Annotated in this window: 15 protein-coding genes; 6 read left to right on the forward strand and 9 right to left on the reverse strand. The window is 46.4% G+C overall.

Annotated features, from left to right (window positions below; all coding sequences use genetic code 11):
* Positions 1–279: 279 nt before the first annotated feature.
* The 3 genes from F6K46_RS33425 (at position 280) to F6K46_RS33435 (ending at position 2,629) form a co-directional block, all read left to right on the forward strand.
* Complete coding sequence (locus F6K46_RS33425; protein ID WP_293066219.1) at positions 280–510, forward strand: hypothetical protein; 231 nt, start codon at positions 280–282, stop codon at positions 508–510.
* Between the two features lie 407 nt (positions 511–917).
* Entirely contained in the window at positions 918–2,426 is a 1,509-nt protein-coding gene (locus F6K46_RS33430) for a DASH family cryptochrome (RefSeq protein WP_293066221.1), read from the forward strand.
* Positions 2,427–2,461: 35 nt separating this feature from the next.
* Entirely contained in the window at positions 2,462–2,629 is a 168-nt protein-coding gene (locus tag F6K46_RS33435; RefSeq protein WP_293066224.1) for a hypothetical protein, read from the forward strand.
* 43 nt (positions 2,630–2,672) lie between these two features.
* On the opposite strand, the gene F6K46_RS33440 is transcribed toward F6K46_RS33435, so the two are convergent.
* The 6 genes from F6K46_RS33440 to F6K46_RS33465 form a co-directional block, all read right to left on the reverse strand.
* On the reverse strand, positions 2,673–3,020 hold the full coding sequence (locus F6K46_RS33440) for a DUF1815 family protein (RefSeq protein ID WP_070391648.1): 348 nt from the start codon (positions 3,018–3,020) through the stop codon (positions 2,673–2,675).
* A 323-nt stretch (positions 3,021–3,343) separates the two neighbouring features.
* Complete coding sequence (locus tag F6K46_RS33445) at positions 3,344–3,556, reverse strand: DUF2839 domain-containing protein (RefSeq protein ID WP_075897373.1); 213 nt, start codon at positions 3,554–3,556, stop codon at positions 3,344–3,346.
* Positions 3,557–4,352: 796 nt separating this feature from the next.
* A complete protein-coding gene (gene purF / locus F6K46_RS33450; protein ID WP_293066227.1) occupies positions 4,353–5,843 on the reverse strand; it encodes an amidophosphoribosyltransferase in 1,491 nt (496 codons plus the stop codon).
* Between the two features lie 129 nt (positions 5,844–5,972).
* Complete coding sequence (locus F6K46_RS33455) at positions 5,973–7,172, reverse strand: beta-ketoacyl-ACP synthase (protein ID WP_293066230.1); 1,200 nt, start codon at positions 7,170–7,172, stop codon at positions 5,973–5,975.
* Between the two features lie 30 nt (positions 7,173–7,202).
* Complete coding sequence (locus tag F6K46_RS33460) at positions 7,203–7,952, reverse strand: peptidylprolyl isomerase (RefSeq protein WP_293066233.1); 750 nt, start codon at positions 7,950–7,952, stop codon at positions 7,203–7,205.
* A 128-nt stretch (positions 7,953–8,080) separates the two neighbouring features.
* Positions 8,081–8,647 carry a photosystem I assembly protein Ycf4 gene (locus tag F6K46_RS33465; RefSeq protein WP_075897365.1) on the reverse strand — a complete coding sequence of 189 codons (567 nt, stop codon included), beginning with the start codon at positions 8,645–8,647 and terminating at the stop codon, positions 8,081–8,083.
* A gap of 487 nt (positions 8,648–9,134) precedes the next feature.
* Between F6K46_RS33465 and psbD the strand changes: the two genes are divergently transcribed.
* Together psbD and psbC are read left to right on the forward strand one after the other, a co-directional pair.
* Entirely contained in the window at positions 9,135–10,193 is a 1,059-nt protein-coding gene (gene psbD / locus F6K46_RS33470; RefSeq protein WP_008183309.1) for a photosystem II D2 protein (photosystem q(a) protein), read from the forward strand.
* Complete coding sequence (psbC, locus tag F6K46_RS33475; RefSeq protein ID WP_075897363.1) at positions 10,177–11,559, forward strand: photosystem II reaction center protein CP43; 1,383 nt, start codon at positions 10,177–10,179, stop codon at positions 11,557–11,559. The genes psbD and psbC overlap by 17 nt, the downstream gene beginning before the upstream one ends.
* 107 nt (positions 11,560–11,666) lie before the next feature.
* On the opposite strand, the gene F6K46_RS33480 is transcribed toward psbC, so the two are convergent.
* The 3 genes from F6K46_RS33480 to tadA form a co-directional block, all read right to left on the reverse strand.
* The gene (locus F6K46_RS33480) at positions 11,667–12,419 is read right to left on the reverse strand and encodes a 1-acyl-sn-glycerol-3-phosphate acyltransferase (protein WP_293066239.1); all 753 of its coding nucleotides are present in this window, start codon (positions 12,417–12,419) and stop codon (positions 11,667–11,669) included.
* Positions 12,420–12,604: 185 nt separating this feature from the next.
* On the reverse strand, positions 12,605–12,967 hold the full coding sequence (locus F6K46_RS33485) for a hypothetical protein (protein WP_293066242.1): 363 nt from the start codon (positions 12,965–12,967) through the stop codon (positions 12,605–12,607).
* A complete protein-coding gene (tadA, locus tag F6K46_RS33490) occupies positions 12,942–13,433 on the reverse strand; it encodes a tRNA adenosine(34) deaminase TadA (RefSeq protein WP_293066245.1) in 492 nt (163 codons plus the stop codon). Before tadA ends, F6K46_RS33485 begins: the two co-directional genes overlap by 26 nt.
* Here tadA and F6K46_RS33495 point away from each other — a divergent pair.
* The gene (locus F6K46_RS33495) at positions 13,392–13,523 is read left to right on the forward strand and encodes a hypothetical protein (RefSeq protein ID WP_293066248.1); all 132 of its coding nucleotides are present in this window, start codon (positions 13,392–13,394) and stop codon (positions 13,521–13,523) included. The genes tadA and F6K46_RS33495 overlap by 42 nt on opposite strands.
* Positions 13,524–13,789 lie beyond the last annotated feature (266 nt).

Consider the following 13,789-nt stretch of genomic DNA (forward strand, 5'->3'; position numbering starts at 1 on the left):
CCAACGATGGGGAAATAGAAACTTTTGTTGATCCTCAGGTTAACTGCTTGGGCTTCTGGGAGGTAGACCCACACACCTAACTATTTGTCAAGTACATTTTATACAAAATTAAGATGCGATTACCCTGCTGATTTAAGTAATCACGCTTTATAACTTAATTAACATAATTACACACATCTATTCAGATTAAGTCTGTAAGTAGCCCATCACTCTGTTCGATGAAGATGGGACTAAAAAACTTTCCCTAGAATACAACAAGCAATTAATAGGAGTGCATCAATGAGCTATAAAGACGAACTATTTCCTTGGCGCATCATTCGCCATCTGCCTAAATGCCAGCGAATCGTTGTCGCTCGCTTTCGCCGCCGCAATCAAGCAGAAGCCCATCTGCAAGCACTGCGCTGCTTAATACCAGATGCTCGCTTCACCCTCATGTTCGACATCACATTAGATGATATTGTCCCAGCGATCGCTATGACACAGCACCCATCTTTACCTAATCATGAATAAAACCAAATTCTTGGCTCTGATCACTGTTTTATTTCGCCGCATCAAAGCGCCTAAGAAGTTTGCCATTACTAAGCGCCAAATTGCCAGACTTAGGAGCATTGCTGAATAATGGATTGTCAAAATCTAGTTTTGGTTTTATGTTCTGTTTTTCGATGGCCTAAAGGCCACGCGACGCGAACGCCGAGACACAGTAAAGAAATTGATCAGCAAGGGTTACGCTGGTAGAGTGAAAAAGCGCACTAAAGCGCGAACACCTAGAGCAGTTGCGGCATGCCATCCAATCGGACTACAAAAATCTGCAACTACAAAAAGCACCACAAATCACATGACATCAGGGCTACGCCTTAATGTCATTTTGGCGCTTTCGTGGATCTTGGCAAAATCAAACAAAACCGACCTCAGCCACTGTGAATCAAAAACTTATCGTGATCTGGTATCGCAACGATTTACGGATCCATGACCATGAGCCACTCTATCAAGCTGTCCAGGAAAAAGCTGAAATTATCCCCCTGTACTGCTTTGATGACCGACAATTTGGTACTACCTCCTTTGGTTTCCCAAAAACCGGTGCATTTCGCGCTCAGTTTTTGCTCGAAAGTGTAGCGGACTTGCGGAATTCTTTGCGATCGCTTAACCCTGCCGATCTCGGGAAATCCGTTGGTAGTAATCTTGGTAGTAATTTAGTGGTGCGCCGGGGTTTACCGGAACAGATTATCCCATCTTTAGCAAAACAACTAGGAATCTCGGCAGTTTACTATCACCGGGAAGTCACCTCAGAAGAGTTAGCCGTCGAATCCGCCCTCAAAAAGGCGCTTGCTCAAATTGGCGTGAAAGTCAAGTCGTTTTGGGGCTCTACCCTATTCCACATCAATGAATTGCCCTTTGGTATTCCCCACATTCCCGAAGTATTTACCCAATTTCGCAAGCAGCTGGAGAAATCTTCCACAGTTTATCCCAGTTTCCCCACTCCCAAAAGTCTACCACCGTTACCTAAGATAGATGTTGGTGAACTGCCTCAGTTAGCTGAGTTGGGACTTGAGCCACCAGTCCCTGATCAACGGGCAGTGTTGCAATTCAAAGGTGGGGAAACAGCCGGACTAGCTAGACTAGATCACTACTTCTGGGAAAAAGACTGTCTTAAGCGTTACAAACAAACCCGAAATGGCATGTTGGGAGCAGATTACTCCTCCAAATTTTCCCCCTGGCTAGCCTTGGGTTGTCTATCGCCTCGTTATATCTATCAACAGGTTCAGGAGTACGAAATACAACGGGCTAAAAACGACTCTACCTATTGGTTAGTCTTTGAGTTACTGTGGCGCGACTATTTCCGATTTATCTGTGCCAAGCATGGTAATCGAGTCTTTCACCAATCGGGATTACAAGGGGTAAGCATACCGTGGAAGGTGGACTGGAAGAGATTTGACCTGTGGACCGAGGGAATGACTGGTTTTCCCCTAGTTGATGCCAATATGCGGGAATTAACAGCCACAGGCTTTATGTCCAATCGGGGTAGACAAAATGTTGCCAGTTTCCTGACCAAGAATCTGGGGATAAACTGGCAGATGGGAGCGGAGTGGTTTGAGTCGCTCTTGATTGATTATGATGTGTGTAGCAATTGGGGCAACTGGAACTACACAGCTGGGGTAGGCAATGATGCTCGGGGTTTTCGCTATTTTAATATTCAGAAACAATCCAAAGATTATGATCCCCAGGGAAAATACGTAAAACATTGGCTACCAGAACTTACTTCTGTCCCTGCCAGGAAAGTCCATGAACCCTGGACATTATCATCGGATGAGCAAAAGCGCTATGGGCTAAGAATAGGTGTACACTATCCTCAGCCTGTAGTCGATTTGTGGAAGTCAGTCCAACAAAATGAGAAGGTTTACAATGCTGCTCTTAGCCGTCGGTCTTAGCCGTTGCTAAAGCACTTTATGGGCTTTACCTTTCGATGAAGTATTTCCAGTTGAGTGTTGACAGTCAACAGTTAACGTTCAACACTCAATTAGCCAGCCATGAATTAGCCAGCCATCAATTTTTACCTTTCCCTGTTGATGTTGATCAAAACACAAATAGACAGAATTATATGGATAAAACTGTGCTATATATCTGTGTTTAGCAATCCTGGTTGGATTCCTGTTTTGCCTTACTCAGTTCTCAGGTCACGACAGTGGTAACTTAAGGGCAGGGTGAGATTCTGAAGGACGAATTCGGTATTTAACCAGATTGGCGAGATCTTGTAGTTGACCAATGGCTTCAGCACCTTCCAACTTCATCAGTTCTCGGTCATCGCGCATTTCAGTCCAAGTGATCCCGTAATCTGAAACCAAAAATCGAATCAGGTGATTGTCCCCCAAGCTAACCATAAACGATGCGCTATTCATCTGCCCACCACAGGTGTAGCAGGAGGCTAAATAGCCTTGGTTTTCTAGTACAATTGCCAACGCCTGGAGATTCATTACTAAATCTCTGACAAATTGACGGTGCTCCTCTGCAAGTCGTATAAACACGTCTGTTCTCCAAACACCACTCCTAGATTTTAGAGCTTCTATTCTTTCTTAAAAATTTAATCTTCATGTTTCAATATAAATCAGGATAGAATTGGGGGATTTTTATAAAAAATAGACTTTTGTAAATCTTTTCCTTAATCTCTTGCCTTGTTCTATCCCAAAATAAACCTGTCGGTCAAGGCAAATTGGCTCCCTTGTCACAATTTTCATGAGTCAAGGGATATACATTAGTAGTTTCTATATGTTTATGGAAATTCTTTAACTAACCTAACTACCGGTTGAAGTGCAACCGATAGTTACGTTTGATTAGCGAGCCTTAGATGTTAATTTACTTGCCACCAACCAAATCCAGGTCCTATAAATCTCACCGTTAGCCAGAAGACAATCATAAAGACAATACCAGCCCAAGCTCCCCTAGTGGTCCATTTAACAAACTGCTCACCCTGACTTTTAGTTATCGGGAGCCATGGAAATATGTTGGCTTCTTTCCCGTAGTCTTCTCCCAGTGCTGCTTTCCGGCGTTTTGCTTCACCCATAATCGTTCTTAATCACTCAGTGATAATAATAACCTATGCATTGAACAATGGTGGGCATTAGCAGAGCTGGTGTAGAATTTCTTAACTTTAGGGGATGATCAGCCTTGGCAACCTCAATAAATTTACGCTTGTCGCCAACCAACAGTACCAATAAAGGCTCCCCTTATCCCCCCTTAATAAGCTCACAGGGGTAAGTTTTTAACAAAGACGTGAGGTGTGGGGTGTGGGGTGTGGGGTGTGGGGTGTGGGGGATAAGACAATATACTTAATTTGTCGTTGTCTTGATGCAGTCGCTCATGGGGGAAACCACGCCAGTTGCTCATGGTTTGTTCGCGAAGCGTCGGCTACGCCGAAGTTACCGTAAGACAGGCTCGCCTTAATCAATAAGTTTTACCCCTTTTCTGCATAGCCTACCAACCATAAAGGCTCAACGTAATCAGGTTTCGTCTCCGGGGGGAACCCCCAAGACCGCACTGGCTCCCCAAGACCGCGCTGCATCGCTAAAAATCATCATTGTCTTGTACCAAAGCGCGAGTGGGGGAAACCCCCGCAGGTCGGGCTTTGGTGCGCTGATCGAATCTAATTATTAAATTCCCTTGATTGTCGCACCTGAGGCATCGCTTTCTTATGCCCCACACCCTACACCCGGTCCCCCTACACCCCACACCTGAGGTCAAAGTCAAAAACCTACCCTTATGAGCTTAATAAGGGGGGCAGGAAAAAGGCAAAGGGCTTGGGAGAATTTATTCACCCTGTTATGGGTGTGGTGCTACCTTTGACCTTTTTCCTTTGACCTTCAAACCTGTACCTCTTCCAGCCTCAATTTGGAACGCTTGAGTTCTTCTGAAAGGGGAACAGGGTAATGACCTGTGAAACAAGCAGAGCAGAAACTCTTAGAGTCTTTCCCTGTGGCTAGCATCATTCCCTCCCAACTCAGATAAGCGAGGGAATCTACACCAATATAATTGGCTATTTCTGCCACTGACTTGGTGGCGGCAATCAGTTGCTCTTGGTTATCGGTGTCTATTCCAAAGAAGCAAGGATGAGTAACTGGGGGCGATGACACTCGCATATGTACCTCAGCCACACCTGCATCACGCAAAGCTTTGATAAGTTTGCTGCTGGTGTTTCCTCGAACAATGGAGTCATCTACTAGTACCAGTCGTTTACCAACTAAGACATCTTTGAGGGGATTAAGTTTCATGCGGATGCCAGTTTCTCGCATACTCTGAGTGGGTTGGATAAAGGTGCGACCCACATAGCGATTTTTAATCAGTCCCTCTCCGTAAGGAATACCGGACTCTCGGGAAAAGCCGATAGCTGCGGGGATACCAGAATCGGGTACAGCAATCACCATGTCCGCATCTGGTGTTGACTCTTTTGCCAGCTGACGCCCTAGGCGTAACCGATAGCTAAACACAGTTTCATCATCCATGACGCTATCAGGGCGAGCAAAGTAAATCATCTCAAAGATGCAAACTTTGCGCTCTGGCTTTTGACTCCAGTCGAAGGAAGCAATCCCTTCGTCATTAATCCACACTAATTCTCCCGGTTCCACATCCCGCAGATAGTCAGCACCGATAATGTCTAAACCACAAGTTTCTGATGCCAGCACGTAGCCCCCAGAATTGCCACCTAAGGTGCCAATCACTAGAGGGCGAATGCCATTCCGGTCACGAACACCCATTAATCCATCCGGTGTGCCAATGACTAAACTAAACGCTCCTTGGCAAGATTGAAAGGCAGTCATTGCTGCCTCCAACCACCCTTTGCCATGGTTAACCTCTGCAGCGATCGCTAGGGCGATTAGTTCTGAATCCGTAGTGGTCATCAAGTTAGAGTTATGCTTGAGTAAATCATCACGTAATTGCATAGTGTTGACCAAGTTACCGTTATGAGCCAAAGCCAACGCTCCTAAGGGAGTTTCCACCACGGCTGGTTGAGCATTGCCGATATGGCTAGAACCGGTGGTAGAATAGCGGTTATGGCCAACGGCACTCTGACCAGGTAGCTGAGCCAAAATTTCTTCATTAAAGACCTGGGAGACTAGCCCCATATCCTTGTAGACATGCAGCTGCTTGTCATCAAAGGTAGCAATCCCTGATGACTCCTGACCTCGATGCTGTAGGGCAAATAGACCAAAGTAAGTTAGCTTAGCGACATCTTGCTCTGGTGCATAGATACCAAAGACTCCACAAGCTTCCTGTGGCTTGTCCAAGTGCTGGGGATAGTCATCCTTGGACTGATCACAATATTGGTCAGAGCAAAGGGATTGGTTGGGCATCATAACTATTATGGGTTGCTCCTAATTGCGGCATGAAGTCGGTTGAACCTAAATCCCAAGGGGATTGGTTCTGTATATTTAATTAAACTTAATGTTTCCTTAACGATATCACCTATACCATATTATTGTGGCTCAATGTCGGCAATTGCTGGATATTCCTAAAGCGGTTACTGCATTTTGCCCCCCGAAACCAAAGCTAAAACATAGCACATGCCTGACTTGGCACTGACGCGCTATACTTACGAAATCCAAATCCCATTCCGTTTCCCTCAACCCAATACAAGGGGGTAAGACTTGGTGTTTTAAAGCCATTAAACAAAAAGCAGTACCAATGGCTCCAGAGGCACCAAGAGTGTGACCGGTGGCTCCTTTGGTAGAACTGATTGCCACCCCTTGGGGAAATAGCTGCTGAATCAGCTCCGCTTCATTCTGGTCATTAAGTTTGGTTCCGGTACCGTGGGTATGGATATAATCAATATCTGTAGGAAATAGGTGGCTGCGGTCTAGACATTGTTTGATAGCTGCGATCGCACTCTGTCGATCTGGGTTAGGTGTACTGACATGATAAGCGTCCGAGGTCAAGCCAAACCCCAGTAATTTTCCATAGATAGGGGCTGCTCGACGACGAGCCAAATCCTCTGACTCCAATACCAAGACAGAACCTCCCTCTGCCAACACCAAGCCTTGACGTTCCTTGTCAAAGGGGTAAGCACCAGTTTTTGCTAGAGCCCCCATTTTAGTAAATCCGGCTAGGGTTAGAGGAGTAATTGGTGCTTCTACAGCACCAGCAATTACTCTTTGGCATTGACCGGTTTGAATCAATTCAAATCCTTGAGCGATCGCCCAAATTCCTGTTGCACAAGCTGCCATTGGTGCTAGGACTGGCCCACAGGAACCAATGTAATGGGCAGCAGCAATAGCTGGTTGATGGGGTAGAGTGTCTAACCAATGCTCTAGAGTTAAGATCTCCTCATTTAAGATATCAAATCGGGGATACTCTGGTTCGGTGTCGAGTTTCCCATGACTAGTCATCTGTTCCTGGGCTAGTTGCTCCCAAGCCGCCTGACAGCTACGACTGGAACCAATCACCACCCCACAATCCCTGAGAGGGATGGTTAACTTAGCATCTTCAACAGCATCTGCTACAACCTGGTAGATCAGCTGTTCAACAGAAGCTGGTGTCTGACCAATCATCGCCAAGGGTAGAGGTGGTAAATTGGCAAAGGGTCGATACCACCTAATAGCGGACTCACCGTTTAGCAAATGCTGCCAACTGGGTTTGAGGCGACCTAAAGCAGATACTAATCCAATCCCAGTAACACATACCTCCACGGATTCGTTTAAAGATCGTTAATCTTTATCTTAAGGTTTCTTCAGGTTTTCGATGCCTTGAGTGACCTTGACTGATTCAATGCGATCGCCTTGCTGAATTTTGTCTACCACACTCATACCATCAGTGACATAGCCAAATACAGCATAGTCCCCATCCAAGAAAGGCAGGTCTGCTAGGGCAAAGTAAAACTGTGAAGAGGCTGAGTTTGGCATTTGGGAACGAGCCATGGCTACAGCACCACGAGTATGATTCAACTGAGGACGACTACTAATTCCAGCTGCCTTAAAGGTTTTGCTGTATATCGGTCCGGCTGCCCCCTTCGGCTTAATTTCTAATGGGATGTAACGAGTTTCCTTGGTTTGTGGATCTATGAAACCCCCTGTGCCCAGACGCTCTACTGGGAATTTTGGGTTTTTTCCTTGGGGATCACCACCTTGGACAACAAATGGTTGAGGTTCCCTTACCACTCGGTGAAACACTAGTCCGTCATAAACACCCTTTTGAACCAGATCTACAAAGTTGCCAGCTGTAATCGGGGCATTGGTGCCATCGACTTCAATAGTAATCGGCGAGCCTTTTACCCTCAGCTCAACAGTAGCTTTTTTGTCTAGTCGGGGTAAATTGCTGAATTGGGGATTGCTGGTAGTCTCAGCAGGAGTAGGGTTGTTTTCGGGAGTTGATGATTCCGTTGAGTTCGACGTTGAGCCACTGCATCCTGCTATTACCAGAGCTAACACTACTAACATCACAGATAGCCAGCGCCGGATATTCATACTCATGCTTAGTTTAACTAGATAGTTTATATTTGTTTAATTTTTAAGTTTCTGTAGCCTATACTACTTATTTTTTTTAAGAAGCTTTATTTAAACAGGAAGCAACTTGATAAGGGAGTGGGCCACCTGAGACTTTACAACCCTTCCAAGGGAACTCCGAGGAAACGAGCCAGCTCTGCTCCCTGATTTTCTAATTCCGAAAGGGAGATGGGTTGACCGACACGAGTTAGAGGAACTTCCCGGCGATCCTTAGTGCGGACGTAGAGGACTCGGCGTGGATTTAGACCCTCTTTGATGTCTACTCGAATCGACTGGACATCTTCTGTACGGCAACTGAATTCGACTTCACGGTTTTTACCGGGAAAGCCAGACCGCACTACTCTGACCATAGCTGTTTCTTGGTTAAATTCATTGTACCCTCCACCGATATCCCAATAAATGGTTAGCCATAGGTAGAGAGATAGCAACAGCGCAGCAACGCCATAGAAGCCCATTGCTACTCCCTGAGGGATAAAAATTAGGTTGGTTGCATCTCCAATCGGGAGTAGATCCATGTTGAGATAACTCGAAAGGCCTGCGAGGAAAAAGCCTATACCTCCTATGGATACAGCTCCTGCCACTAAATAGTTGCTCAAACGGCGAGAGCCAAGAACCGATTGTCGAAGTACCAGGTTTTCCAGTTGGTTGGTGGATGCTGCCATGAGAAGATGTGGTTGCCTCTAAGAAATCTGACTTGACAATAGTGCTGAGGAGCGAGAGTAAATCAGTAAGTTATGGATACTCCAGCGAGCTCATCTAGAATTAGTATCACATTTTTGACCAACACAGGGAAATTATGTAACTTTTGACACTAAATCTAAAAAAAATCTGAGGAGTATGTGTAATTTTGTAAAATTTTTGGTATTTATTATTATTGTATGTAACGTTTGTAACCCAACTCTCCTTATGGGAGAATCATGTCAAGGGTTAAACTGCATGATAGTTTAAGAAACATTAAGTGACCACAGCCTAACCTTATAGCCTGTGGCATCCCGTTAAAAGACAATCCTGTAAGAGGGAAGTGACTCTTGCCTCACTGAACTCTAAGGGAAATCCACCTCTAGAAGGGTGGGAGTGTCGGTAAAAAGACGTAAAAGCGTCCCAATTTTGAATCCTTGCAAATCGTTATATGTATGAGGATTTGAATCTATGACAGTAGCAGTAGGACGCGCCCCCAGCACCAGAGGATGGTTTGATATCCTCGATGACTGGCTCAAGCGCGATCGCTTTGTATTCGTCGGCTGGTCCGGCATTCTGTTGTTCCCCTGTGCCTACATGGCGTTAGGGGGCTGGCTAACTGGTACCACCTTTGTTACCTCTTGGTACACCCACGGCTTAGCCTCTTCTTACCTCGAAGGTTGTAACTTCCTGACCGTAGCAGTATCCTCTCCTCCTAACAGTCTGGGACATTCCCTGCTGCTGTTGTGGGGTCCAGAAGCTCAAGGAGACTTGACCCGCTGGTTCCAACTAGGAGGGTTGTGGAGCTTCGTGGCATTCCACGGAGCGTTTGGTCTGATTGGGTTCATGCTGCGGCAATTTGAAATTGCTCGTCTAGTAGGCATTAGACCCTACAACGCGATCGCATTCAGTGCGCCGATTGCAGTATTTGTCAGCGTGTTCCTGATGTACCCGTTGGGACAGTCCAGCTGGTTCTTTGCTCCTAGCTTCGGAGTAGCGGGTATCTTCCGTTTCATTCTGTTCCTGCAAGGCTTCCACAACTGGACACTGAATCCCTTCCACATGATGGGAGTAGCCGGGGTACTCGGTGGGGCGCTGCTGTGTGCTATTCATGGGGCAACGGTAGAAAATACCCTGTTCCAGGATGGAGACAAAGCCAACACCTTCCGGGCGTTCAACCCCACCCAAGCGGAAGAGACCTACTCCATGGTCACCGCCAACCGCTTCTGGTCTCAAATCTTCGGGATTGCCTTCTCCAACAAGCGCTGGTTACACTTCTTCATGTTGTTTGTACCAGTAACTGGCTTGTGGATGAGTGCAGTAGGAATTGTAGGTTTAGCATTGAACCTGCGAGCCTATGACTTCGTGTCTCAGGAAATCCGGGCAGCAGAAGACCCAGAATTTGAGACGTTCTATACTAAGAACATTTTGCTAAATGAGGGTCTGCGGGCTTGGATGGCTCCAGCAGACCAACCTCACCAAAACTTTGAGTTCCCTGAGGAGGTACTACCGCGTGGTAACGCTCTCTAATACTATGGTTGCGGGCAATCGCGACCAAGAATCTTCCGGTTTCGCCTGGTGGTCTGGTAATGCCCGTCTGATCAACCTCTCCGGTAAGTTGCTGGGAGCTCATGTTTCCCATGCTGGCCTGATCGTTTTCTGGGCTGGCGCAATGACCCTATTTGAGGTTGCTCACTACATTCCCGAAAAGCCTGTGTTCGAGCAGGGATTGATTCTAATCCCTCACATGGCTACTTTAGGTTGGGGTGTTGGTCCTGGTGGCGAAATTGTTGACACTTTCCCCTACTTTGTTATTGGTGTCCTACACCTGATTTCTTCTGCCGTATTGGGCTTTGGCGGTATTTATCACGCCGTTCGTGGTCCTGAAGCCTTAGAACAGTATTCTAACTTCTTTGGTTACGACTGGAAGGATAAGAACAAGATGACTAGTATCATCGGGTTCCACCTGATCATGTTAGGATTGGGTGCCTTCTTGCTGGTGATCAAGGCCATGTTCGTCGGCGGTGTTTATGACTCTTGGGCACCCGGTGGTGGTGCTGTTCGTTTGATCACCAACCCAACCCTGAACCCTGCTGTGATCTTCGGCTACTTAGTCGATGCTCCCTTCGGTGGTGAAGGTTGGATTATTGGTGTCAACAACATGGAAGACATCATTGGCGGTCATATCTGGATTGGTCTGATCTGCATCTTTGGTGGTGTATTCCACATTCTGACTAAACCCTTCGGCTGGGCTCGTCGTGCCTTTGTCTGGTCTGGAGAAGCTTACCTCTCCTACAGTTTAGGTGCCTTGTCCATGATGGGCTTCATTTGCTCTTGCTACGTGTGGTTCAACAACACCGCTTATCCTAGCGAGTTCTATGGTCCTACCAATGCTGAAGCGTCTCAAGCTCAGTCTTTCGTATTCTTAGCCCGTGACCAACGCCTAGGTGCTAACATCGCATCTTCCCAAGGGCCTACTGGTCTGGGTAAATACCTGATGCGCTCTCCTACTGGTGAAATCATCTTCGGTGGTGAAACCATGCGCTTCTGGGACTTCCAAGGTCCGTGGTTGGAGCCTCTACGGGGTCCCAATGGTCTGGATGTTAACAAGCTCAGAAATGACATTCAGCCTTGGCAGCTACGTCGTGCTGCTGAGTACATGACCCATGCTCCTAACGGTTCCATCAACTCTGTAGGTGGTATTATTACTGAGGCAAATTCCTTCAACTATGTCAACCCTCGTGCTTGGTTGGCTAGTTTCCACTTTGTGATGGCTTTCTTCTTCCTAGTTGGTCACCTCTGGCACGCTGGTCGTGCACGGGCTGCCGCTGCTGGATTCGAGAAAGGTATTGAGCGTGAAACTGAAGCAGTACTTAGTATGCCTGACCTTGACTAGGTGATTTTATTGAGTGAATAACTCAATGGTAAATCAGACTAAGAAAGGCTAATTAATGGCTAAGTAATGGCTAACTAAAGCTAAGTGATTTTTACAGCTCCTGTACTCTACAGGAGCTTTTTTTTGGAACAGTTTTGTGGATAACTCTTGTCTAAGTTGGTCATCGCTGTATGCAGGTCATGGGTAAGCTGTGCAGCTCCTTTTTTAACTGACTGAGTACTATAATCTGCTACACTAATCGGAGATCCAACAGTTACTGTGACATCACAACCCCATTTAGGGATAGGCTGGCTATAATTAAGAGCAATCGGTACAATATTGAGACCAATACCAGGGTGAGATGATTCTACCTGCAAGGCAATACGAGCCATACCAGGTTTCAAGGGGTTTACTTCACCATTTCGGAAGATATTGCCTTCAGGAAACATTACCAGTGCTTCACCATTGCTCAGGAGTTCCACAGTTTGACGGATACTGCTAATTCCTCCACGTCCAGTATTTACGGGAAACCCTCCTACACGACGGATAAACCAGCCCTGTATGCCATTCATTTCATCGGCTGAGACCATATACCGCAAGTCACGTCCGGTTAAGGGTTTACCAACGGAGAAAGGAACTATTAAGGCATCCCAACGAGAGCGATGGGTGGGAGCTAAAATCACAGGACCTGTCTTAGGAACGTTCTCTTGCCCTGTCACGGTAAGTTGACCAAAATGAAACGGAATAACAACACGCCGTCCTAAGGGATAGATAATGTTAGTTAACCAGTGGCAAATACCAGAATCTACTGACATGGCTTTCATGGCGTTACCGTGATCGTTACCATAATCATCAGAAGTGTGTTTTAACGTTGTTGTCATTGCTCAATCGTACTTACTGCAAGTAGAGCTAAACTATCAAGGATCAAGGGTTTGTCCTAAATCCTTAACCTTCACTTCTACTGTATGTGGTTTTAAGATCAATATCTGATACTAACGGGACACTTCTTGTGGTGTCATGCCCTGGTCTGTTCGCTATCTATACTAAGGTTATTAATGGCGTTGCGTCAGTCCTGGAATGGATATGAGTAGAGTGGGCATCCTGCCCGCTCGAAAATAAGCAGGAAACTGGCAAGATGCCAGTTCCACAATAAGCAGGAAACTGGCAAGATGCCAGTTCCACAATAAGCAGGAAACTGGCAAGATGCCAGTTCCACGCACAAAATCATTCCATAATAAGCAGGAAACTGGCAAGATGCCAGTTCCACACACAAAATCATTCCATAATAAGCAGGAAACTGGCAAGATGCCAGTTCCACACACAAAATCATTCCATAATAAGCAGGAAACTGGCAAGATGCCAGTTCCACACAAGATGCCCATTCCACGAGCAACGGCGAATGCTTAAGGTCTTTTGCGTCGCTGGGCAAACCAAGATTGCAACTGTTCCCGACAAACGGATTCCATAATTCCCCCTATTACTGGCAACCGATGATTAGAACAAGCACTATCAGGAAGATTAGCAACGGTGCGAATGCTGCCAGTTTTGGGATCATCAACACCATAAACCAGAAGACCGAGTCGTGCTAGGATAATCGCTCCGGCACACATGGGACAAGGTTCCAAGGTAACGTAGAGAGTGCAGTGATTAAGATGCCAACTTTGCAGCTGTTGACCAGCAGCACGGAGTGCCAGGATTTCGGCATGAGCAGTGGGGTCTTTGTCCCGCTCTCGACGATTCTCTCCTGTAGCAATTAACTTACCTTCACTATCTACAATCACCGCACCCACTGGTACCTCACCCGCTTCACCAGCTTTCTGGGCAATTTCTATGGCAACACTCATCCATTTGCGATGGATGAGATAGCAGTTATCAATCGGGTTAGGTACTTCCATTCTGGGGAATCGGGAGTCGGGAGTCGGGAATCGGGAGTCGGGAGGGAAGTGTGGAGATGGGGAGATGGGGAGATCAGGATTAAGTGTTAAGAGGTTGTCTGAGAAGTCTCATTTGCTACATCCAAGCCCCCGTTGGTCCCCCAATTTTGGGGGACTTTTAGAAGCAAATGGACTCTTGTTCCCCCCAAAGTTGGGGGGCTAGGGGGGCAAAATTTGGTATAAAAAAACTCTCAGTACAGGACAAAAAAGTTGAAAAGAAGAACAGGATGGGGTTTCATCAGAATTGAGGATAGCCATCAGAAACCCCATGAACCAATATAGCGAATTAAAGAAAGCTCTCCAACCCCATTTGGGAT

The sequence above is a fragment of the Moorena sp. SIO3E8 genome (genome assembly GCF_010692445.1).
Classification (GTDB): Bacteria; Cyanobacteriota; Cyanobacteriia; order Cyanobacteriales; family Coleofasciculaceae; genus Moorena; species Moorena bouillonii.

What these genes read in the sequence shown, in the direction of transcription:
- F6K46_RS33425 (WP_293066219.1), top strand. Translation starts at nt 280, where the DNA reads ATGAGCTATAAAGACGAACTATTTCCTTGGCGCATCATTCGCCATCTG.
- F6K46_RS33435 (WP_293066224.1), top strand. Translation starts at nt 2,462, where the DNA reads ATGAAGTATTTCCAGTTGAGTGTTGACAGTCAACAGTTAACGTTCAAC.
- F6K46_RS33445 (WP_075897373.1), bottom strand. Translation starts at nt 3,556, where the DNA reads ATGGGTGAAGCAAAACGCCGGAAAGCAGCACTGGGAGAAGACTACGGG.
- purF (WP_293066227.1), bottom strand. Translation starts at nt 5,843, where the DNA reads ATGATGCCCAACCAATCCCTTTGCTCTGACCAATATTGTGATCAGTCC.
- F6K46_RS33460 (WP_293066233.1), bottom strand. Translation starts at nt 7,952, where the DNA reads ATGAGTATGAATATCCGGCGCTGGCTATCTGTGATGTTAGTAGTGTTA.
- F6K46_RS33465 (WP_075897365.1), bottom strand. Translation starts at nt 8,647, where the DNA reads ATGGCAGCATCCACCAACCAACTGGAAAACCTGGTACTTCGACAATCG.
- psbD (WP_008183309.1), top strand. Translation starts at nt 9,135, where the DNA reads ATGACAGTAGCAGTAGGACGCGCCCCCAGCACCAGAGGATGGTTTGAT.
- F6K46_RS33480 (WP_293066239.1), bottom strand. Translation starts at nt 12,419, where the DNA reads ATGACAACAACGTTAAAACACACTTCTGATGATTATGGTAACGATCAC.
- F6K46_RS33495 (WP_293066248.1), top strand. Translation starts at nt 13,392, where the DNA reads ATGGATGAGATAGCAGTTATCAATCGGGTTAGGTACTTCCATTCTGGG.
- tadA (WP_293066245.1), bottom strand. Translation starts at nt 13,433, where the DNA reads ATGGAAGTACCTAACCCGATTGATAACTGCTATCTCATCCATCGCAAA.